This is a genomic window from Allobosea sp. OK403 (assembly GCF_900113835.1).
Classification (GTDB): Bacteria; Pseudomonadota; Alphaproteobacteria; order Rhizobiales; family Beijerinckiaceae; genus Allobosea.
The window spans coordinates 38,497-59,208 of the sequence record NZ_FOQV01000015.1 but is presented as its reverse complement, the minus strand read 5'-3'; the positions used below and the strand labels follow the sequence as shown (position 1 = coordinate 59,208).

Below are 20,712 nucleotides of genomic sequence, written 5' to 3'. Positions count from 1 at the left end.
ATGTTTGGGGAGAAAGGGTAAGAACCCGAGAAAGCTAATCTCTTAGCAATCTCAGGCTCTTACCAATCTGGTGCGGTCAAGAGGACTCGAACCTCCACGGGTCTCCCCGCTACCACCTCAAGGTAGTGCGTCTACCAATTCCGCCATGACCGCAGCGGCTCGAAAACTGCCGTGTGAACGCGGCAACTCAGGAACGGCGCGGGTCTAGCAAATCGAATCCGCCGCCACAAGAGTGTTTCGTCAAGAATGCGTCATGGTTCGGTTTATCCCCTGCAGCCCTCATCCTGAATGGCACTCCCCAGAGGCCAAGCTGAAATGAACCGAGCAGTATCCAAGACCTTCGATCGCTTGCCATCCCCCGTGCCGTCATTCCGGACAAGCCGCGCAAGAGCAGGATGCGAAAAAGTGGGCACCGGTTTTTCGCATTGATCCTGCTCTCACTTTTGATGAGAGACGGATTCAGATTTCAGATGGGATCACTTCGTGAGCCCATCTGAAATCATCCAGCTCTTGCGGCGCCGATCCAGAATCCATCCAAGGCGACGCACTCTACGATGGATTCCGGGTCTCCGCTTCGCTGCGCCCGGAATGACGGCGCGTAGACGTCAAGATGGACCCGTGAAATCATTGGCTTCATTCCACGCCAGGCTCCTCGGGGTGAGGGCTGTGGAGACGGGGAGAATGGTGCGGCCGCTCAGGCCGCCTCGGCCACGCTCTGCATCGAGTAGACCGTCGGGCGCTTCAGCATCTGGGTGATCTCGACCGAGATCTTGGAGCCGCTGACCACGACATTGCCCTTGGCGAAGGGGTGATTGTTGGCGAGAATCTGGACTTCCTCGGTTTCGGTCGCGTTGAGCTCGATGATGGCGCCGCGGCCCATGCGCAGCAATTTGTAGATCGGCATCTGGGTCTGGCCCAGCACGACGGTGAGAACGACAGGAACGAGATCAAGATCAGCCTTCAAGTCCTGCCTCCGAAACCCTACTTCAGAATTCTACCAACGAAACTTGCCTGCAGAGCTTGCCTGAGGGCTATTTTCGAGCGCAAGAGGCGCCTGCCACTTCCGATGAATGAACGTTGAACAAACAGGGTTAAGGCGAAGTGAAGACGCGCGAGGCGCTGGCGGTTTTGTTTGGGACAGAGGGCGATGCCGGCCCGGTAGAATGGGTCGTGGCTGAGGGCCTGACCGGCTATGAGGCCGCCGTCGCCGAGATGGAGGCGCGTGTCGCGCTGATCGCCGACGGGCTTGCGCCAGAGCGTGTCTGGCTGGTCGAGCATCCGCCGCTCTACACCGCCGGCACCTCGGCCAAGGATGAGGATCTGATCGCGCCGGGGCGCTTTCCGGTGCATCGCAGCGGTCGGGGCGGGCAGTTCACCTATCACGGCCCGGGCCAGCGCGTGGCCTATGTGATGCTCGACCTGAAGCGCCGCGACCCCGATCTCAGGCGCTTCGTGGCGGCGCTGGAGGCCTGGCTGATCGGCACGCTCGACGCCTTCAATGTCCGGGGCGAGCGGCGCGAGGACCGCGTCGGCGTCTGGGTGCGCCGGCCGGAGAAGCGGGCGAAGACCGGAGCAGAGAGCGCGGAGGACAAGATCGCCGCGATCGGCATCCGGGTCCGGCGCTGGGTCTCGTTCCACGGCATCTCGCTGAATGTCGAGCCGGACCTCACGCATTTCGACGGCATCGTGCCCTGCGGCGTCAGCGACCACGGCGTAACCTCGCTGGTCGATCTCGGCTTGCCGGTGACGATGCCGGAGGTCGACTCGAGCTTGCGCGCGCAATTCGAGCGCATCTTTGGGCCGACCATCTTGGCATGACGCCCCGTTGGCAGCACCCGCATAGCCGTTCATAAGGCTGATCCCAAGAACTGACGAGGGAGCGCGACGTGCCGGTCATCGAGAGCAAGGTCGATCTGGATTCGGCCGAGACGCGCGCCAATGCCGAGAACTGGGCCGCCCTGCGCAGCGAATTGCAGGAGCGCCGCATGACGGCCGCGCTTGGCGGCAACGCCAAATCGCGCGAGCGCCATACGGCGCGAGGGAAACTCCTGCCGCGTGAGCGTGTGCTGCGCCTGCTCGATCCCGGCTCCGCCTTTCTCGAGATCGGGGCGCTCGCGGCCTTCGAGATGTACGACAAGGAGATCCATGGCGCCGGCATGATCGCCGGCATCGGCCGTGTCTCCGGTCGCGAATGCATGATCGTCTGCAACGACGCGACGATCAAAGGCGGCACCTATTATCCGATGACGGTGAAGAAGCATCTGCGCGCCCAGGAGATCGCGCGCGAAAACCGGCTTCCTTGCATCTATCTGGTCGATTCCGGCGGTGCCAACCTGCCGCACCAGACCGAGGTCTTTCCCGACCGCGAGCATTTTGGCCGGATCTTCTACAATCAGGCGACGCTCTCGGCCGAAGGCATTCCGCAGGTCGCGGTGGTGATGGGCTCCTGCACCGCTGGCGGGGCCTATGTGCCGGCGATGTCGGACGAGACGATCATCGTCAAGAACCAGGGCACGATCTTCCTCGGCGGCCCGCCTTTGGTGAAGGCCGCGACTGGGGAGGTCGTCTCGGCGGAAGATCTCGGCGGCGCCGATGTCCATGCCCGCCTCTCGGGCGTCGCCGATCATTATGCCGGCGACGACACCCACGCGCTCGCCATCGCGCGCCGCATCGCCAGCAATCTCAACAGCGTCAAGCGGCCCGATCTCGACATCGCCGAGTCGGTCGAGCCACTCTATCCTGTCGAGGAGCTGGAAGCCGTCGTCCCGACCGATCTCAAGAAGCAATACGACATCCGCGAGGTCATCGCCCGGCTTGTCGACGGTTCGGAGTTCGACGAGTTCAAGAAACTCTACGGCACGACGCTGATCACCGGCTTTGCCCGCATCCACGGCATCCCTGTCGGCATCATCGCCAATAACGGCATCCTGTTCTCCGAGAGCGCGTTGAAGGGTGCGCATTTCATCGAGCTCTGCTGCCAGCGCCGGATTCCGTTGCTCTTCCTGCAGAACATCACCGGCTTCATGGTCGGCCGCGATTTCGAGACGCGTGGCATCGCCAAGGACGGGGCCAAGCTCGTGACGGCGGTGGCCTCGGCGAAGGTGCCGAAGATCACCGTGCTGGTCGGCGGCTCCTTCGGGGCGGGCAATTACGGCATGTGCGGGCGCGCCTACTCCCCGCGCTTCCTCTTCACCTGGCCGAATTCGCGCATCTCGGTGATGGGCGGTGAGCAGGCGGCGAGCGTGCTCGCCACCGTCCGTCGCGACAATATCGAGGCCGAGGGCAAGAGCTGGACGGCGGCAGAGGAAGAGGCTTTCAAGGCGCCGATCCGCTCGAAATATGAGGAGGAGGGCTCGCCCTATCACGCGACCGCCCGGCTCTGGGACGACGGCATCATCCTGCCTTCCGAGACGCGGCGCGTGCTGGCACTGGCCTTCTCCGCCTGCCTCAACGCCGACGTGCCGGAGACGAAATTCGGCGTTTTCAGGATGTAAGGGCGCTGTTCGGGGTGTCCTTGAGCCCTCATCCCGAGAGCTTGGCTTGAGATGAAGCCAGTGATTTCAAAAGCCCGCCACGAAATTCGTGGCGGGCTCGTATTTTGGTCAGGGTAACGCTCCCTGTCCCGGCTCAGTGGCGGCGTTTGTTCCAGCCCCGATGTAGCCCACGATTCCAACCGCGATGGAGACCGCGATTTCTGCCCCGCCCGTAGCCGTGGCCTCGACCTCGCGCAGGCTCGATCAACGAATCCTCGGCCTTTGCCGATAGCTCGGCTGCAGCGGCAACGGGCAACGCTTCAGCTGCACTGTGAAGCGTCACGGGCAATAAACCCGCTCCGAACATCATCATCAGAAAAGCTCGTCTTTGCATTGTTTCTCTCCCGATGCCCCTTTCGTGCTGGCCACGTATGAGGAGCATCTGGATGAACCCGAAGCTTGATCAATTTGTTCCTGATGGGCCCGCCTTCTTGATCGCCCAGCCAATGCGCAACCTCGGGACACGCGGCAGCATGCAAAACCGTTGAAGACGATCCGCAGGCTGGAGAGTTTGTTTGGGATGGTGGCAATATCTCATCCGGTCGCTTTCACGGCGACATTGCCCTGAGGCTCAAGGTTCACACCGTCCAGAGGCGCCAGCTACGCCACGAGCCGCGTTTCCTTGCTCAGGAACTTCGCCTCGAACTCCTTGGCCGGGATCGGCTTGCTGATCAGATAGCCCTGTCCCTCGCCGCAGCCCATCTCGCGCAGCAGGCCGGCGGTCGCTGGCGTCTCGATGCCCTCCGCGATGACCGAAAGACCAAGCGCCTGACCGAGATCGATCGTCGCGGCAACGATGGCCGCATCCTGTGAGCCGGGCTCCAGCCGTTTCACGAAGGACTGGTCGATCTTGATCTTGTCGAGCGGAAAGGTCTTCAGATAGGTCAAGCTGCCATAGCCGGTGCCGAAATCGTCGAACGCGATCTTGACGCCGAGTGCCCGCAGCGCCGCGAGCACGCGCAACGTCTTGGCACCATCGTCGAGGATGATGTCCTCGGTCACCTCGAGTTCGAGCAGCTCAGGGCGCAAGCCATTCTCAGTGAGCCGTCTTTCGACCTCTGCGGCCAGATCACCGGTCGCGAACTGGGACTGTGCCAGGTTCACGCCGATGCGTATGGCGTAGCCACGGCGCTGCCAATCGGCTGCCCGCCGGCAGGCGGTCTCGAGAACCCAGGCAGCGACATCCTCCGACAGCGAGGTGGTGTTCACCACCGGCATGAATTCGGCGGGCGAGACATAGCCACGTTCGCGGTGGCGCCAGCGGATCAGTGCCTCGGCGCCGACGATAGCCCCAGTGCGCAGCTCGATCTGCGGCTGATAGAACAACTCGAACTCGTTATCGGCCAGCGCCGTGCGCAACTCGGCCTCCAGTGCCTCGCGCTGTTCGATAGCGCCGCGCATGAGTGGATCGAACGGAACCGGAGCCGCGCTCGGTTGCGCCTTGGCGCTGGCCAGCGCGAAATGAGCGTTGCCGATCAGCATCTCGGCATGCTGCGCAGTACTGGTCGAAGCCAGTCCGATCGCAACCGTGATGCGATGCGGGCGGTCTCCGACCGTTACGGGCCGATACTGGAAATCGGCGACGATACGCTCGCCCAGCGCGGTGGCTTCACCGGCCTCGCCTGCGAACAGGATCGCGAATTCATCGCTGCCCAGACGAGCGATCAGGCTCGCCTGCGCGGCGACCACCCGCAGGCGCTCGACAAGGGCAACGACCAATGCGTCGCCGAAGGAATGGCCGTAGAGATTATTGATCTGCTGGAAGCGGTTCACACCGACGAGCAGCAGCGTGGCGGTGTCCGGCTCGCTTCGCGAGATCGCATCTTCGAGATGCGCCATCAGGCTGTTGCGGTTGGGCAGGCCGGTCACGGTGTCGCATTCGGCGAGATAGCGGATATGCTCCTGCTGGCGCTTGCGCAGCGAGATATCGCGCAGCACCACGCCATATTGCACGCCGGTCGCGGTATCCCAGCAGGACAGGCTGCATTCCAGATCGAAGTGCTCGCCCGAGCGGCGCAAGCCCACGAGTTCGACGACGGTCCCGCCGCGCTGCAGCAGCCGGGCCAGCGGCACCGCAGTCAGCCTGAACGGCGCCTCGCTCACGCCGCCATCGCCCTGAGCCAGCAGGAACTCGAAGGGCTGGCCGATGGCTGCCTGTTCGGGATGGCCGAAGATTGCGCTCGCGCCGGGGTTCCAGAGCGTGATCCGGCCGGCTTGATCGACGCAGACCAGCCCGTCGCTCAAGGACATGGCGATGCGCTCGAAGCGCCGCTCGGCGGTGAGCCTGAGGAGGCCGCGCAGATCGATCTCATCGATGGCAGTGGTGAGTGCGTAGGCAGCTATGGCAGCTAGCAGGAGCGAGCTGTCGAAGGCGATCGGGTGAAAGGCCTGGACACAGATCGCCGTGCCTTCGATCGCCAGTGCGAGCAGAGCCAGCACGAGGATCCGTCGCCCCGCTCCGGTCCAGCCCCAGATGGCGGCCATCGCGATGATCAGCGCGGCGAGGCCGCTCAGCGAGACCGCAGGCGAGGTCGTAGTGAGTGTCCGCCCCTGGATGATCGACTCAGCGGCGAGCGCCTGCACCAGCGAGCCTGGGATGATGCGACCATTGGGCACCGTGAAGCGGTCGCCCAGTTCGGCGGCGGTACCTGCGATGATGGCTTTCTTGCCGCGCAGCGCGGCAAGCGCCGCTGGCGTCTCGCGCAGGATGTCGATGGCGGAGAGGCTCGGCACTGAGGTCGGCTGGATGCCGAAATCGATGCGGAAGGGTGGGGCGTTCTGGTCGTGCCGGCCGGCGAGCAGGGCGCCGACAGAGGGAATGAACTCGCCTTCGATCACGGCGCCGTGGCTGTAGCGGCGAATGATGCCGTCCGGCTCGGGCAGGACGTTGACGAGGGCGAGCCAGGCCTGCTGCGCGAAGAGCGGGATCGGGCGGTTGATGTGAAGCGTGTGACCGTCGCCGCGATCGGCGACGCGCTGGCGGAACGCCGGCAGGATCACCGAGCCGCCGACTGCCTGCAGGGCAGCGGCAAAGGCTGCGTCCTGATCGGGGGTGGATGGCGTGCTGAAATCGACGTCGAACACGATATCGGTCGCGCCAGCACGTTCGAGCCGCTGCACCAGCTCCGCGTGGACGCTTCGCGGCCAGGGCCAGCGCCCCAGCGCCTCGATCGAGCGCGGATCGATCTCGACCAGGACGATGTCGCCTGTGGCCTGCCGCGTCAGCAGCCCGAAGCGCGCATCGAGCAGGGCTTCGCGCAACCACGGATGCAGCCCCGACAGGACCAGGAGCGAGAGCAGCAATCCGACGAGCAGGTGGGGGCGCAGGTGCTTCACGGGCGGGGCACCGCTCCGTCTGCAATCTGGCGGTCAGTCCTTCTTGCTGTTGCCATTGCCATTGCCATTCTTGGCGAGCCCGAAGGCATTGCCGTTGCCGTTTCCACCGGCGTTGCTGCCGTTGGATTTGCCATCGCCGTTCCCGCCGGCGTTGCTGCTGGTGGATTTTCCCTTGCCGTTTCCGCCGGCGTTGCTGCCGGAGGAATTGCCATTGCCATTGCCGTTTCCGCCGGCATTGCTGCTGGAGGAACTGCCGCTGCTCGCGCTGCCCGCTACGTTGCTATTGCTCCGGTTCGCCGCCGATTGCGCGACGCCCTGGCCATTTGCGGCGTTTGCACTCGCGGAACCCGTGCCCGCCGATCCGGAAGCCGTGCTCGCTACGCCGGCGCCGGCGGCTTCTGTCGCTCCGACCGCGCTGCCGTTATTGCCCGTATTGTTCTTGTTGCCGCCATTGCCCGGGTTGAGCTCGCCGGTGTTCCACACCGTTGCGCGGCGAGGGGCCTGGCCGTTCGCCTGCGCCTCGCTGCGCGCCATGCCGTGCGTGACCTTGTGGATATCGAGCTTGACGTCGCCCAGTGGTGCCGAAATGCGCAGCGCACCGTTTTGCCCGCGCGCGATACCTGACGGAGCGGGCCGGCGGCGGTCGGAAGCCTCGTTGAGCACGGGCGCGGTGCCGCGCAGCAGTGGCGTGGCGCCGGGTGCGGGCCTGAGGCCTCCACCTGGCACCGCAAGGGGAGCGACACGCGCCGCCTGCGGGGCGCCCTGTTCGACACGACCGAGGGTGCCCTGGCCCGAGAGCCGCAGTCCGGGAACCTGGCCGGAGGAAGCCCGCGCGCTCTGGCCCGGCAGGACGAGCGCGAACTGCCCGGAACGGAAATCCGAGACCTGGACCTGGCCGCGCACGACATCGACTTTAGCCTGCCCGCGCTCGAGCGAGACGCTGAAGCGCGTGCCCTTCACCACCGCTGCGAGATAGGGGGTCTCGACCTCGAAATGCTGGACATTGCGCTTTTCAACCTCGAGCAGGATCGATCCCGCCTGCTGGATCACCGTCGACATGCCGGGGCGACCGGCTTCCGGAAGGCTGATCGCCGAATTGGCCGAGATCAGGATGCTTTCAGCGCCGCGAACGAGCAGCACGCGTCCATTGTGTCCGGTCCGGATCGAATCGCCCGGCCGCAATTCCGCCTGCTGCGCTGCAGAAGCCTGCTGGACGCCGCTGCCGGATACCCAGGCCTCGCCCGAGACTTTGGCGATCCGCCAGAGATTGCCCTCAGCCTGTGCCGCCGGGACGGCTCCGATCGCGACGATGACAGCCAAGGCGAGGCCGGTGGCAAATCGTGCCGCTTTCCGAAGCATGGTTCTCAATCCTTGAGTCGCAAGCGGACTTTGCGTAGGCGCAAACCGCTGACCCAAGAGCATAAAAGCGAGGCATGAAAAGAGACTTAGCGCCCTGGACTGTAAATCCTCAAATCTAGAGCGTTTCATTAACCATGTTTTTTTACGGTCGGAAGAGGCCGGGGGGCTGGCTCGAACTCTGACAGGCGACAGGACATGCGGCGTCGAGCCGAACGACAAGAAGCGAAAATCCGCTCCTCCAGAAACGTCTTTGCCGCTGTGGTCATCTATCTGCTTCATGCGGCCGCGCCCGGATCGGCCGGGGCACAGTCGCCTGCAAGGCCGATTCAGCCGGTCGAGGCGGCGGCACAGACGCAAACGCAGCAGCGTGAGACCGAGCAGCGCCTAAAACCGCTGCCGCCGCTGCCCTCAGTCGCTGCCGTGAGCCAGCAAGCGAGTGCCGACACCAGGCGGCTGTTTCGGCTGCAGGCCGTCGACCTCGACGGAATGTCCGCGCTGTCCGCTGGAGAGCTGGCCACAGCCTATGCCGGTTATCTCGGGCGCGAGATATCCCAGTCCGATATCGTCGCCATCACTACAGCGGTCAGCGAGATCTATCGCAAGGCGGGCTTCCATCTCAGCCGCGCGATCGCGCCGCCGCAGGATCTCAAGCGCGGACGATTGCGCATCCAGGTCATCGAGGGGGCGGTCGAGGAGATCGTCGTCAACGGCGAGCAGGCCGAGGCTTTCGGGGTGAAGCCGCTGCTTTCGCCGATCGCAGCCGAGCGCCCGGCGCGGCTGGCCACGCTCGAACGGCAGCTGCTGCTGGCCAATGACCGGCCCGGGCTGCGTGTTACCGATACGGCGCTCGACGAGATCACGCCGGCAAGCGGCCGCTTCCGCCTGACCGTCTCCGTCCAGTCCTGGCGCGTCTATACCGCGATCGGCGTCGACAATATGGGCTCTGCCGCCGTGGGGCCCTGGCAGTCCTCTGCCAGCGCCGCTCTGAATTCGCTCGTCGTGCCCGGCGACAGCCTCGCCGTATCCGGCTCCTTTGCGCCAGGGGCTTCGCGCGAGCTGCGCTATGGCCGGGCGAGCTATGATCTGCCGCTGGGCGTCGAGAGCCTGCGTGCCGGGATCTCGGCCTCCCGCAGCGAGGTTTGGCCGGGTGACGAGCGGCGCTGGCTGCGCACGGTCTCCCAGGCCGAGACCTATGAGGCCCGCATCGCCTTCGCGCCCGTGCTGAGCCAGATCCACACGCTCTGGCTGACCGGTTCGCTTGGCCTGAGCGATGTCAGCGAGCAGAATAGCTATGGCCGCCTCTACAGCGACCGTATCCGCCTCGCCAGCCTCTCGGCCGACTACAAGCTGCATGCGGCTGAGGGGAGCTGGAGCTATCTCTCCGCCACCTACCGGCATGGCCTCGGTCTCGTCGACGCGAAGGCGGACAGCGCGGACTGGCTCTCGCGCTCCGGTGCGTCGAGCCGCTTCTCGCTGCTCAACGCCTCGTTCACGCATTACCAGAACCTTTTCGAGAACTGGTCGGTGAAGCTCTCTGCCGCGGCGCAGGTCGCGTCCGGGCCGCTTCTGTCCTCCCAGCAATATTATCTCGGCGGCCTGTCCTTCGGGCGCGGCTTCGAGGGTGGTTGGCTGGCGGGCGACAATGCCGTCGCGGGCTCGGCCGAACTGCGCTTCGACCAAACGCTGAACCTCAGCTTCGCCAAGGGTTACCAGCTCTATGGCTTCACCGAGGGCGGCGTCACGCGAAGCTACAGCCAGCCGAAGGATCTGGTGCAGGGCCTGGCCTCGATCGGCGTCGGCGTCAGGCTGTTCGTCAGCGACGATCTGCAGCTCGGGGTCGCCGTTGCCAGGCCGCTGACCTATAGCTCCCCGCTGCGCTGGGACCGCGGCGCGACCGTGCTGTTCTCGCTCTCGAACGCACTTCGCTTCTGCCCGGGAACGCAGGACCTACGCTGCCGATCGTGAGGGTATCCAGCCCCGCGAACTGACCGTGCAGGAGGCCGCGCGACACAGACCGGCCGGCACCGGCCGCTCCCGCCTTAGCCGGGTGAGGGCGGAGCTCAAGCCGTGGATGCTCGGGACGAGCCCGAGCATGACGGTGGGAGCGCGAGGGCGATGACGGTCGTCACCCCGCCAATCACGTCAGGCTCCACGCTCCAGGCCCTGCCGTCCATGAGCGGACCGCCGCCGGCCCATAGCCGAATGCGCGGTTGCCCTGCAGCGCTCCCTCTTCCGTATGCTGCATGCGCTTAGAGCCGGATGATTTCAGATGGGATCACTTTGTGATTCCATCTGAAATCTGAATCCGTCTCTCATCAAAGAGTTAGAGCAGGATCAATGCGAAAAACCGGTTCCCACTTTTTCGCATCCTGCTCTATGGTCGCGGCCGCCTTCAAACGGTTGAACTGAGAAAAAACGCGAGGATACGCATGTCTGGGCATAACAAGGTCGCCATCATCACCGGAGCGGGTTCGGGCGTCGGTCGCGCGGTCGCGCTTGCTTTCCTGAAGGACGGCTACCGCGCGGTCCTGGCCGGGCGCAGGGCGGACGCGCTGGCGGAGACGATCAAGCTCTCGGGCGTGCCCGCTTCGCAGGCGCTTGCCGTGCCCACCGACGTCACCGACCAAGCCTCGGTGCAGAACCTTTTCGCCAAGACCAAGGCGGCCTTCGGGCGGCTCGACGTGCTGTTCAACAATGCCGGCGTCAATGCGCCCGGCGGCATCCTGCTGGAAGATCTCTCGCTCGAGGACTGGCAGAAGGTCGTCGACACCAATCTGACCGGGCCGTTCCTGTGCACCCAGGAGGCCTTCAAGCTGATGAAGGCGCAGGAGCCCAAGGGCGGGCGCATCATCAATAACGGCTCGATCTCGGCCTATGCGCCGCGGCCGAACTCGATCGCCTATACCGCGACCAAGCACGCCATCACCGGCCTGACCAAGACCTCGTCGCTCGACGGGCGCAAATACGACATCGCCGTCGGCCAGGTCGATATCGGCAATGCGCTGACCGAGATGGCGCAGCGCATGACGCAGGGCGTGCCGCAGGCGGATGGCTCGATCAAGATCGAGCAGGTCATGGACGTGAACCATGTCGCGACCTCGGTGCTGCACATGGCGAGCCTGCCGATCGAGGCGAATGTGCAGTTCATGACGGTGATGGCGTCGAAGATGCCGTTCGTCGGGCGCGGGTGAGGGCGTATCTGCATTTTGCGGGTTGGCTTTGAGCCACGCGCATCGTCATCCTGGCCGAAGCGAAGCGGAGCGCCGGGATCCATCGGAGGGCTCGGCGCTCTAGGATGGATCCCGGATCTGCGCGGCTTCGCCGCTTGTCCAGGATGACGGCGGAGGATGGGGTGGCTGTCACGGATTCAAATCAAGCCGCTGCCATCGCCCGCGCCTATACCCGCACCATCTGGGGCATCGCGCTCGCCATCCTGCTGTTCGCGTCAGGCGTCGTCGCCTGGGCGCTGGCCGCCGGCAATGCGCAGTTGTTCAAGGACGGCGTCGACTGGGTTTATGACGTCGCGCTCTACGGCATCGCCGCGCTGGTCTTCGGCCGCGATGGGCGCGCCGAGAAGCTCGCCGCACTCGCTATCGGCGCGGTGATGGCGGTAGCGGGGTTTCACACGCTCTACGACCTCTGGGACAAGATCGTCAGCCCGCGCCCGATCGATCTCTGGGCGCTGGAATTCTCCGCCGCGAGCGCGGTCATCGTCGCCGTCGCGATCGTCGGCCTGCTCTGGCGCTTCCGACGGGAGGACAACCCGGTGATCAAGGCGACCTGGCTGTCCTCCCGCAACGACGTGATCTCGACCACGGGCTTTGCCTTGATGGGGCTGCTTGCGCGATTGGCGCCCGTGCGCTGGCCGGAATATCTGTTCGATCTCTTCGTCGCCGGTCTGTGCTTCCAGGCGACATGGGCGATCTGGCGTTCGGTGCGCCGGCTCGAAGCCGCGAAGCCGGATTTGCAGAACAAGGCGGCGACAGGGGCGATCTCCCGGCTATAAAGGCGGCACCTGTTCGAGGATGTCGCTCATGTCGATCGCCGCCAGACTGCCTTCCATCCTGATCGCCAATCGCGGCGAAATCGCCTGCCGCGTCATCCGCACCGCCCGGCGGCTGGGCCTGCGCACCATCGCGGTCTATTCCGATGCGGATGCCGAGGCGCTGTTCGTCGAGATGGCCGACGAGGCCTGGCATATCGGGCCCTCGCCGGCGCGCGAAAGCTATCTCGACGCCGAGACAATCCTGGCTGTGGCGAAACAGGCAAATGCGGCCTGCATCCACCCGGGCTATGGCTTCCTCTCCGAGAACGCCGATTTCGCCGAGGCCTGCGCCAAGGCCGGCATCGTCTTCGTCGGCCCGCCGGCCTCGGCGATCCGGGCGATGGGGCTGAAGGACGCCGCCAAGGCGCTGGTTGAGAAGGCCAATGTGCCGGTGGTGCCGGGCTATCACGGCGCCGAGCAGGGCGCCGATTTCCTGCGCGCGGAAGCGCGGCGCATCGGCTACCCCGTCTTGATCAAGGCGGTCGCGGGCGGCGGCGGCAAGGGCATGAAGAAGGTCGACCGGCCCGAGGATTTTGACGAAGCGCTCGCCAGCGCCCAGCGCGAGGGCAAGAACGCTTTTGGCGATGCGCGGGTGCTGGTCGAGAAATATGTGCTCTCGCCGCGCCATGTCGAAATCCAGGTCTTCGGCGACAGCCACGGCAATGTCGTCCATCTCTATGAGCGCGACTGTTCGCTGCAGCGCCGCCATCAGAAGGTGATCGAGGAAGCGCCGGCGCCCGGCATGAGCGCGGAGGTGCGCGCCGCCATGGGCAAGGCCGCGACGGAGGCCGCAAAAGCCGTCGGCTATGTCGGGGCCGGCACGGTCGAGTTCATCGCCGATGGTCGCGAGGGGCTGCGCGCCGACCGCTTCTACTTCATGGAGATGAATACGCGTCTCCAGGTCGAGCATCCCGTGACCGAGGCGATCACCGGGCTTGATCTGGTCGAGCTCCAGCTCAAGGTCGCGGCCGGCGAGCCGCTCGGTTTTTCGCAAGCCGACGTCACCGCCACCGGCCATGCCGTCGAGGCCAGGCTTTATGCCGAGGACCCTGAAAAGGGCTTTTTGCCCTCGACCGGCAAGCTCTGGGCGCTGCGGTTTCCGGAAGGCGAGGGCATTCGCATCGATACCGGCGTCGAGGCCGGCGATACGGTGACACCGTTCTACGATCCGATGATCGCCAAGGTGATCGCCCATGGCGCGACCCGCGATGAGGCGCTGGACAGGCTTGGCGCGGCTTTGGGCGAGACCATCGTCGCGGGACCGCGCACCAATCTCGCCTTCCTGAAGGCGCTGACCGAGGCGCAAGGGTTTCGCGAAGGCCCGTTCGACACCGGCTTCATCGAGCGCAACATCTCAGGCCTGGGAGCCGAGCCGCAGCCGCTCGACGCGGCCGCCGTTGCCGCCGCCGCGCTGCAATTGGAGGAGGAGCGGCAGGCGGAAGGGCTGCTGGCCGCCGCGGGGCGTTCCGATAGCGAGGCGCGCTCGCCCTGGCTTGTCGCGGATGGGTTCTCATTGATGCCGCAGCCGGCGCTGGGCCTGGCCCTGCTGGTCGATGGCGAGCGCATCGAGGCGCGGATCGAATGGCATGAGGAGGGCGCGCGCGTCAGCCTGCCCGGCCATGAGATCGGGGAGGGCGAGCACGAGATCTCGCTGGCCCAGGCTGAGCGCGGCACTTATCTGGCGCTGCATCTCGGCCGCCAGACGGCGGTTGCGCTGTTCGACCCCTTCAGCGTCGATCTCGATGCGGCTGCAGGCGCCGGCGGCATCATCAAGGCGCCGATGCATGGCAAATTGATCGCGCTTTTCGTCACGGCCGGCGAGGCGGTGGTGAAGGGCCAGAGGCTCGCCATCGTCGAGGCGATGAAGATGGAACATGTGCTGGTGGCCCCACGCGCCGGCACCGTCACCGAGGTCGCAGGCGAGGCGGGGGCGCAGGTGGCCGAGGGCGCGAAGGTCGTGGTGCTGGGGGAGTAAACCGGCTTCAGCGCGCACAGACGGATCGTGCGTTATAGCGCACTCGTTCGCGCATCTGCGGTTCGTAGCATTAGAGCGTTTTCGAGCGAAGTGGATACCGGTTCCCTCGCGACAAACGCGAAGCGTTTGCGCGGAGAAATCGCGTTAAAACAAAGAGCTAGAGCAATTGAACGATCCAACTCGATCGGACATTGCTCTGGGTCGGAGGATTGTCCCATGCAGCCCGTCAGCGGAAGTCCCGCGCAGGATTTCGGCGTCACGCAGCCGAACACCAGGCTCGATCTTCAACGCATCCGGCACGCACGGCAGGCGATTTCGCGGGTTTTCCGCGACACGCCGCAATTCCTCTCTGCCACGCTCGGCGATTTGCTGGGCTGCGAGCTCGTCATCAAGCTGGAGACCGCGAACCCGATCGGGTGCTTCAAGGGGCGTGGGACCGAGGTCGCGATGTCACGTCTTGCGAGCAGCTCGGGTCCCATGGCCGCGATCTGCGCCAGCGCCGGCAACCTTGGACAAGCGCTCGCCTATAGCGGCCGGGCACGCGGTATCGCCGTCAGCGTGATTGCGGGCAAAGGCGCCAATGCCGCGAAGGTCGAGCGAATCCGCCGGCTCGGCGGTACAGTCGAATTGGTCGATGGCGATATCGAGAACGCACGCGAGCGTGCCCGGGAGATTGCAGCTCGAGGCGATGCCTTTCTCGTGGAGGACAGCGAGAATCTCGACACTTGCGAAGGCGCGGGCACGATCGGCCTTGAACTCGTCGAGGGGTTCGATCGCATCGATACGGTTCTGCTCGCGCTCGGCGGGGGCGCTCTGGCCACCGGCGTGGGGCATGTCTTCAAGACCTTGTCGCCGGCGACGGATGTCGTCTGCATCCAGCCAAGAGGCGCGCCGGCCCTGGCGAAGTCCTGGCGGGCGCGATCGATTGTCACCACTGACCGCACCGATACGATCGCCGACGGCGTCGCGGGCCGGTTTCCGATCGCCGCGGTTCTCGATGACCTGCTCGCCACCGCAGACCACGTCCCGCTGGTCGAGGAAGCGAGCATCGTCGAGGGCATGCGGATGCTCTATCGGCACGCTGCCCTCGTCACCGAACCCTCGGCCGCGCTTGGTATTGCCGCAGTCCTGGAAGACCCTGCACGCTATCGCGGCAAGCGCGTGGCCGCAGTGATATGCGGTTCGAACGTCCTGCCCGATTCATTCGGGGCATGGATGCAGGCGTAGGTGCCAGCGGTCGGTCTCCGGGATCAAGCAGGCCGCTTGGCCAGGGCAAGGCCGATGCCCAGCGCAATCATCGCACCACCCGAGGCCTCCCGCAGGCGCTTGACGAGATCGGGCCGTGCTGCCGCGCCGTCCCGGATACCGCTGGCCGCAAAGGCCACCACGACGTCGGCCAGGGTGTTGAGCACGACGGAGATGAAGCCCAGCACCACGAACTGCAACGCCACGCTGCCCGCCATGTCCACGAACTGCGGAATGAAAGCCAGGAAGAACGCCGCCGTCTTCGGATTCAGCGCCTCGACGACGACGCCCTCGCGAAAAGCCCGGCGGGGACCTATCGGGGGCTCGACAGCGCCGCCGGCCAGGACATTTGCCGCATCGCGCCGTGCGGCTTGGAAGGTGCGAACTCCGAGCCAGACGAGATAAGCCGCTCCCACGAGCTTGAGCGCGGTGAAGAGTTCGGCGCTCGCCAGCACCAGCGCTGAGACGCCCAGGCTGCCGGCGAGGACATGAACCATTCCACCCAGGCCGGTGCCGAGGCTGGACGCGACGCCTTCGGCGCGACCGCCTGCGAGCGTGCGAGCCGCGACGTAGAAGATGCCGGGGCCGGGCGTGATCGCCAGCAGGAAGGCCGCGGCGAGATAGAGGGCAAGCTGGGAGACGTCAGGCATGGATCGGTCCCGTCGAGAGAGGGGGCACTGGATGGGGGTTGAGGGAAACCTCGAACGCTCTCTCAGGACGGGATCAGAGCGGCGACCATGCGCTCCTGCGGGCGATCGCTCGCGGCAAGGCCGGCAGCGACATTGGCTCTGTCGGCCTCCGGTCGGTTCTGGCTCATCTTGCGCTTGCCCTCCAGCCGCGTGATCGGCATGCGGATGCCGACGATCCCGCGCAGCTGCGCCTGGATGAAATCGGGAGGGGCATCGGAAACGGCCCAGGGCGCCGCACGCTCGCCCTCATGGATATTGGTCAATCGGGTCACGACCGCCAGCAGCCTGGTGGGGTCATCGAAGAACTCGACCGGGCCATAGGCGTGAACCGCGACGTAGTTCCAGGTCGGGACGACCTTCCCGGTCTCCTGCTTGGTCGCGTACCAGGACGGTGTGATGTAAGCGTCCGGCCCCATGAAGATCGCCAGCCCGTCGCCGGCGACGGGAGTCCGCCATTGCGGATTGGCCTTGGCGAGATGCCCGTAGAGCACGCCGTGCTCACCCTCGTTCTCGTCGAGATAGAGCGGCAGCGGCGTGGCCAACATACCATCGGGCGTAGCGGTGACGAAATTGGCCAGCCGCGCGGCCCGGATCGTCGCGTGGATGCTGTCCCTGTCGTCGTCGCGGAAAGCTGGAGGCGTGTACATCTGCGAACTCCTTGCGTTGCCGGGACAGATGCCGCCAATCTGGCTTGCTGGGAATAGCCAGTTGCGAGGGATTGAAGTGGGCCAGTTAGAAGGCGTCGGCCGCAGGATCATTGCGGCGATCAAGGAGCAGATCCATAGCGGCGCCTATCGGCCTGGTGATCGTCTGCCCTCGTCGCGCGCCTTCGCGGCAGAGTGGGGAGCCTCCCGCACGACGGTGACGGCGGCGTATGGTCAATTGATCGCGGAAGGCTATCTGGTCACGCGGGCCGGGGTACGTCCGATCGTGGCGCAGGGCCTCGCGGCCAAGACGACACCGACGCCGGCGTCGCCGGCGGCGGCGCGACATCTCTCGGGCTTCGCGCAACGCCTGCTCAGCTTGCCACCGCCGACACCGCCTCAAGCGGTCAAAGTCACGGATTTCCGTTATGGCGACCTGGCCGGTGACGATTTTCCCGTGCTGGCCTGGCGGCGCGCGCTGACCAAGGTCAGCCTGCGGCGAAAGGCGCGGCTGCGCTATGCCGACCCTCAGGGCGCTGCCGATCTGCGCTCGGCGCTGCAGGGCTATCTCTGGCGGGCGCGGGGCATCAATTGCTCGCCGGACGACATCGTCATCGTCAACGGTTCGCAGCAGGGGCTGGATCTCTGCGCACGGCTGCTGCTCGATCCCGGCGATACCTTTCTCATCGAGAATCCCGGATACATGCTCGCCCGTCACGCCTTCATTGCCGCTGGCGGAATTGCGGTTCCGATCCCCGTCGATGGCGAGGGCCTATGCGTTGACGGGCTGCCGCCGGGGCGTCTCGTCTACGTCACGCCCTCGCACCAGTTTCCCCTTGGCGGGGTTCTCTCCGCGACACGCCGACGCGCACTCCTGGCCTGGGCTGCGGCCTCGGGCGCCTATGTCATCGAGGATGACTATGATGGCGAGTATCGGCACGACATCTCCCCGATCCCACCATTGCAGACGCTCGATCCGCAGTCGGTGATCTATGTCGGCACCTTCTCCAAGACGCTCTCGCCGACCCTGCGACTGGGCTATCTCGTTCTCCCCGCCGGGCTGGCGCGGGCGTTCAGCGAGGCCAAGCGCCTCACCGATCGACACAGCCCGCTCCTGGAGCAGGAGGCGCTGGCCGAGCTGCTGGCGAGCGGTGCCTATGAACGCCATGTCCGCAGCATTCGCCGGAAGAATGCGGAGCGACGCGCCATGTTGCTCCAAGCCCTGTCAGCCGAATGCGGGCCGGCCATATCCATCGAGGGCGCTGATACGGGCCTGCATGTCGTCATCTGGATCAACGGCGTTGCTGCGGATCGCGAGGCCGGGATTGTCGAGACCGCGCGGTCAATCGGGCTCGGCCTTTATCCTGTCTCGCCATTATACGATCCGAAGCTATCCAAGCCCCAAACGGCAGGGTTCATACTCGGCTATGCCGCGCTCGACACCGAGATGGTGCGGCGTGGTATCTCGATGCTGGCGACCGTGCTGACGAGGCGCCAGTGAGGTATTGCCGGCGCTTCGACCGAGGTCGGCAAACGACCTGCAAGCGCCATTCCGTCGACGAACCCTCGACCTGGGCGCGACGGTTTCCCGCTGAACCCTGACCCGCCCGCGCCGGGTCGCGCAAGGCGACCTCAGCCCTGGCGTCGCCAGTCATTCGCCAGCAGCGCGTAGAGCAGATCGTCGCGCCAGACCTCGCCGACGCGCAGATTGTCGCGCAGCAGGCCTTCTCGGCTGAAGCCGAGTTTCTCGATCAGCGCGATCGAGGCGGTGTTATCGGGATGGATGAAGGCCTGGAGGCGATGCAGGCCGAGTTCGCCAAAGCAGAAGTCGAGCATCGCTGATACGGCCTCTGTCGCAAGACCCTGCCGGTGGCGCGCCGGGCTGATGATATAGCCGACGCTCGCACGCCTGCTGCGGATATGGCCGTCATGGTAGTTGACCAGCCCGAGGCAGCGCTCGTCACCTGCCTCGGTCACTGCCCAGAAGCGATAATAGGACGGCGTGCAGTCGATGAAATTGCGCACGGCCCGCTCGGTTTCGATGGGTTTCGTATAGGTAGGGTGGTTCCAGAAGCGCATCGCCTCGGGGTCGGCGAAGCATTCATGCATCGCATCCGCATCATCGGCGCGGAACTGGCGCAGGCGCAGGCGCGGGGTGGTGAGGACCGGGTGCGGTATGGATTGTCTTGCCATCGGGGCCTGCCAGGAGGCGCAAACCCTGCCACCGAACGGTCGAGCCGGCCAGTCCCCGGCGATCATGGGATCCGCTTGCGGCTCAACTCGGTCCGTCGGGGGCGGGGGGAGTAAACACGGCCCCACCGCCCTCGTAGACGAGATCGGACCTGACTACAGCGAATCCTGGAGCCAAGCTGAGATTCGGCTCCAGGCAGCTGTTTTCAGCCCGCGATCACGTCTTACTGCTTGAAGCCGATCAGCACGCCATCGGCGCCAAGAGAGAGCTGAAGCCCTTGCCGGCGCGCAGCCAGTCGCAGGGTCACTCCCTTGTCGTTCTTCAGCCAGACGCTGCCGCCTCCCCGATTGCCGACAGCCCAGCCTTCCTTCAGCTGGACATAGGCACCGGCGAGATCGGACCTGTTCTTGAGTCCGTAGACAGTTCCGGAGGCGACGGTGCGCGATGCGCCGATCGAACCCAGGCCGAGGCCGCCGACCGTGATCGGATAAGAGCGGCCGTGATAACGCAGCGTACCGCCACCAACCTCGCCGGAGGCGACAAAGCCCGCCTGGACCTGCTCGATGCTGACGGTGCCGGTCGCCGGACCGAGTGAGCGCGACTGCGCCATGGCCGGCGAAGCCAGCATGAGAAAAGCTGCTACGGAAACGGCCGTTTGCCTGATCGTTGTCATGTTCTGCTCCTCGCGCCTGATTGGCGGTGTGACTGATCAACTCGCGAAACGCGATTTCGATCCCAACGGGAGCGCGTGGGACGAATCTCCGGTTCCGGGCAATGTCCCAATGGCTGCGGTTGGCGCGAACTGGAGCGTGCAGGGCTGTTCCGGGGATGTCCCCGGCCATTGGGATGCCCTAACCGTCGAGCGCGGCGCTCGCCTTTGCCATGATCGCCAGGTTGATCTCGGCCAGCGGGTCGTCGTCGCCAAGGAACCAGGCGGCCGAGAGGCCGCACCAGGCGATGAGCCATCGCAGCAAACGCGGGCGCTCCAGCCCCGATCGCGCGACGACGATGTCGAGCCGGCGCTCGAAGCGGCCCAGCGCGACCGGGGGCTCGGGATCGGATAGGTCGGGGTCGCAGAACAGGATGGTGTATTCGAAGGCGCGGTCGCCGATGACGCATTTCGGGTCGATGGCGCGCCAGCCACGTCCCTCGAAATCCAGCACATTCTCGTGGTGGAGATCGGCATGGAGCGGCATGATCTCTCGCTGCGCCGCCAGCAGTTCGCGCGCCGTCGCGGCCGAGCGGGCGAGGAGGCCGCCGCGCTGCTGCGCCATCGGGAAGAGATCCTTGAACCAGGTTTCGAGCGGGATCAGCCCGGTTGGGGCCGGGCCGCGCGGATGCTGCAGGCGGGCGATCGCCTCGCAGAGGATGAGCGTCGCTTCATCGTCCTCGCCGTTGCGGGCCATGGCCGAAAGCGAGCGCTTGCCGATGGCGCGTTCGATCAGCATGGCGCTGCCGGTTTCGTCGCGGGCAAGCAGGCGCGCCGCCCCGTCGCCGCCCCAGTATTCGAGCAGGCGGTAACCGAGGCGCTCATCCTGCGCCTCGGGCAGCTTCAGCATGGCGGGCTCGCCGTGACGGCGCACCGGCAGCAGGCGGCTGCCATGGGTGACGATGGCGTCGCCATCGGGCATGAGCGCCCAGCGCGACAGCCAAGGCTCAAAATGCAGCCAAGGCTCAAAATACAGCGAAGACTCG

16 protein-coding genes and 1 tRNA gene are annotated in these 20,712 nt (G+C 65.5%); 8 read left to right on the top strand and 9 right to left on the bottom strand.

The genetic code is table 11. The annotated features are described in order from the left end of the window. Window positions 1-68: 68 nt before the first annotated feature. A tRNA-Leu gene (locus BMZ97_RS28140) sits at window positions 69-153 on the bottom strand. 541 nt (window positions 154-694) lie between these two features. Continuing rightward, a complete protein-coding gene (locus BMZ97_RS28135; protein WP_092177720.1) occupies window positions 695-964 on the bottom strand; it encodes a FliM/FliN family flagellar motor switch protein in 270 nt (89 codons plus the stop codon). 137 nt (window positions 965-1,101) lie between these two features. Here BMZ97_RS28135 and lipB point away from each other — a divergent pair, with 137 nt between their 5' ends. Together lipB and BMZ97_RS28125 are read left to right on the top strand one after the other, a co-directional pair. Next, window positions 1,102-1,818, top strand: coding sequence for a lipoyl(octanoyl) transferase LipB (lipB, locus tag BMZ97_RS28130; RefSeq protein ID WP_092177718.1), 717 nt, complete (start codon window positions 1,102-1,104; stop codon window positions 1,816-1,818). Between the two features lie 68 nt (window positions 1,819-1,886). Beyond that, window positions 1,887-3,494, top strand: a complete 1,608-nt coding sequence (locus BMZ97_RS28125) for a carboxyl transferase domain-containing protein (RefSeq protein WP_092177716.1) — start codon at window positions 1,887-1,889, stop codon at window positions 3,492-3,494. Window positions 3,495-4,133: 639 nt separating this feature from the next. Here BMZ97_RS28125 and BMZ97_RS28120 read toward each other — a convergent pair. Beyond that, complete coding sequence (locus BMZ97_RS28120) at window positions 4,134-6,869, bottom strand: EAL domain-containing protein (RefSeq protein WP_092177714.1); 2,736 nt, start codon at window positions 6,867-6,869, stop codon at window positions 4,134-4,136. A 33-nt stretch (window positions 6,870-6,902) separates the two neighbouring features. Further along, a complete protein-coding gene (locus BMZ97_RS28115; protein ID WP_244546644.1) occupies window positions 6,903-8,507 on the bottom strand; it encodes a FecR domain-containing protein in 1,605 nt (534 codons plus the stop codon). On the opposite strand from BMZ97_RS28115, the gene BMZ97_RS28110 reads away from it, so the two are divergent. From BMZ97_RS28110 to BMZ97_RS28090, 5 genes are all read left to right on the top strand, one after another. Beyond that, a complete protein-coding gene (locus tag BMZ97_RS28110; protein WP_092177710.1) occupies window positions 8,424-10,193 on the top strand; it encodes a ShlB/FhaC/HecB family hemolysin secretion/activation protein in 1,770 nt (589 codons plus the stop codon). The genes BMZ97_RS28115 and BMZ97_RS28110 overlap by 84 nt on opposite strands. A gap of 464 nt (window positions 10,194-10,657) precedes the next feature. Next, on the top strand, window positions 10,658-11,419 hold the full coding sequence (locus tag BMZ97_RS28105) for an SDR family oxidoreductase (protein ID WP_092177708.1): 762 nt from the start codon (window positions 10,658-10,660) through the stop codon (window positions 11,417-11,419). Window positions 11,420-11,580: 161 nt separating this feature from the next. Continuing rightward, the gene (locus BMZ97_RS28100) at window positions 11,581-12,234 is read left to right on the top strand and encodes a cation efflux transmembrane domain-containing protein (protein WP_175525781.1); all 654 of its coding nucleotides are present in this window, start codon (window positions 11,581-11,583) and stop codon (window positions 12,232-12,234) included. 28 nt (window positions 12,235-12,262) lie between these two features. Further along, the gene (locus BMZ97_RS28095; protein ID WP_092177704.1) at window positions 12,263-14,248 is read left to right on the top strand and encodes an acetyl/propionyl/methylcrotonyl-CoA carboxylase subunit alpha; all 1,986 of its coding nucleotides are present in this window, start codon (window positions 12,263-12,265) and stop codon (window positions 14,246-14,248) included. Window positions 14,249-14,275: 27 nt separating this feature from the next. Then, window positions 14,276-15,475: a threonine ammonia-lyase gene (locus BMZ97_RS28090; RefSeq protein WP_244546643.1), complete on the top strand. Its 1,200-nt coding sequence runs from the start codon at window positions 14,276-14,278 to the stop codon at window positions 15,473-15,475. Between the two features lie 23 nt (window positions 15,476-15,498). Here the strand turns inward: BMZ97_RS28090 and BMZ97_RS28085 are convergent, their stop codons facing one another. Both BMZ97_RS28085 and BMZ97_RS28080 read right to left on the bottom strand, forming a co-directional pair. Then, window positions 15,499-16,143, bottom strand: coding sequence for a LysE family translocator (locus BMZ97_RS28085; protein ID WP_092177700.1), 645 nt, complete (start codon window positions 16,141-16,143; stop codon window positions 15,499-15,501). Between the two features lie 62 nt (window positions 16,144-16,205). After that, window positions 16,206-16,829, bottom strand: a complete 624-nt coding sequence (locus BMZ97_RS28080; RefSeq protein WP_092177698.1) for an FMN-binding negative transcriptional regulator — start codon at window positions 16,827-16,829, stop codon at window positions 16,206-16,208. A gap of 76 nt (window positions 16,830-16,905) precedes the next feature. On the opposite strand from BMZ97_RS28080, the gene BMZ97_RS28075 reads away from it, so the two are divergent. After that, complete coding sequence (locus BMZ97_RS28075; RefSeq protein WP_244546642.1) at window positions 16,906-18,327, top strand: MocR-like pyridoxine biosynthesis transcription factor PdxR; 1,422 nt, start codon at window positions 16,906-16,908, stop codon at window positions 18,325-18,327. Between the two features lie 131 nt (window positions 18,328-18,458). Here BMZ97_RS28075 and BMZ97_RS28070 read toward each other — a convergent pair whose 3' ends face one another. The 3 genes from BMZ97_RS28070 to BMZ97_RS28060 form a co-directional block, all read right to left on the bottom strand. Continuing rightward, window positions 18,459-19,019 (bottom strand): GNAT family N-acetyltransferase, encoded by a 561-nt coding sequence (locus tag BMZ97_RS28070; RefSeq protein WP_092177696.1) that lies wholly within the window; start codon window positions 19,017-19,019, stop codon window positions 18,459-18,461. 221 nt (window positions 19,020-19,240) lie between these two features. After that, window positions 19,241-19,690, bottom strand: a complete 450-nt coding sequence (locus BMZ97_RS28065; RefSeq protein WP_139221368.1) for a hypothetical protein — start codon at window positions 19,688-19,690, stop codon at window positions 19,241-19,243. A gap of 178 nt (window positions 19,691-19,868) precedes the next feature. Then, window positions 19,869-20,648 carry an aminoglycoside phosphotransferase family protein gene (locus tag BMZ97_RS28060; RefSeq protein WP_092177833.1) on the bottom strand — a complete coding sequence of 260 codons (780 nt, stop codon included), beginning with the start codon at window positions 20,646-20,648 and terminating at the stop codon, window positions 19,869-19,871. Window positions 20,649-20,712 lie beyond the last annotated feature (64 nt).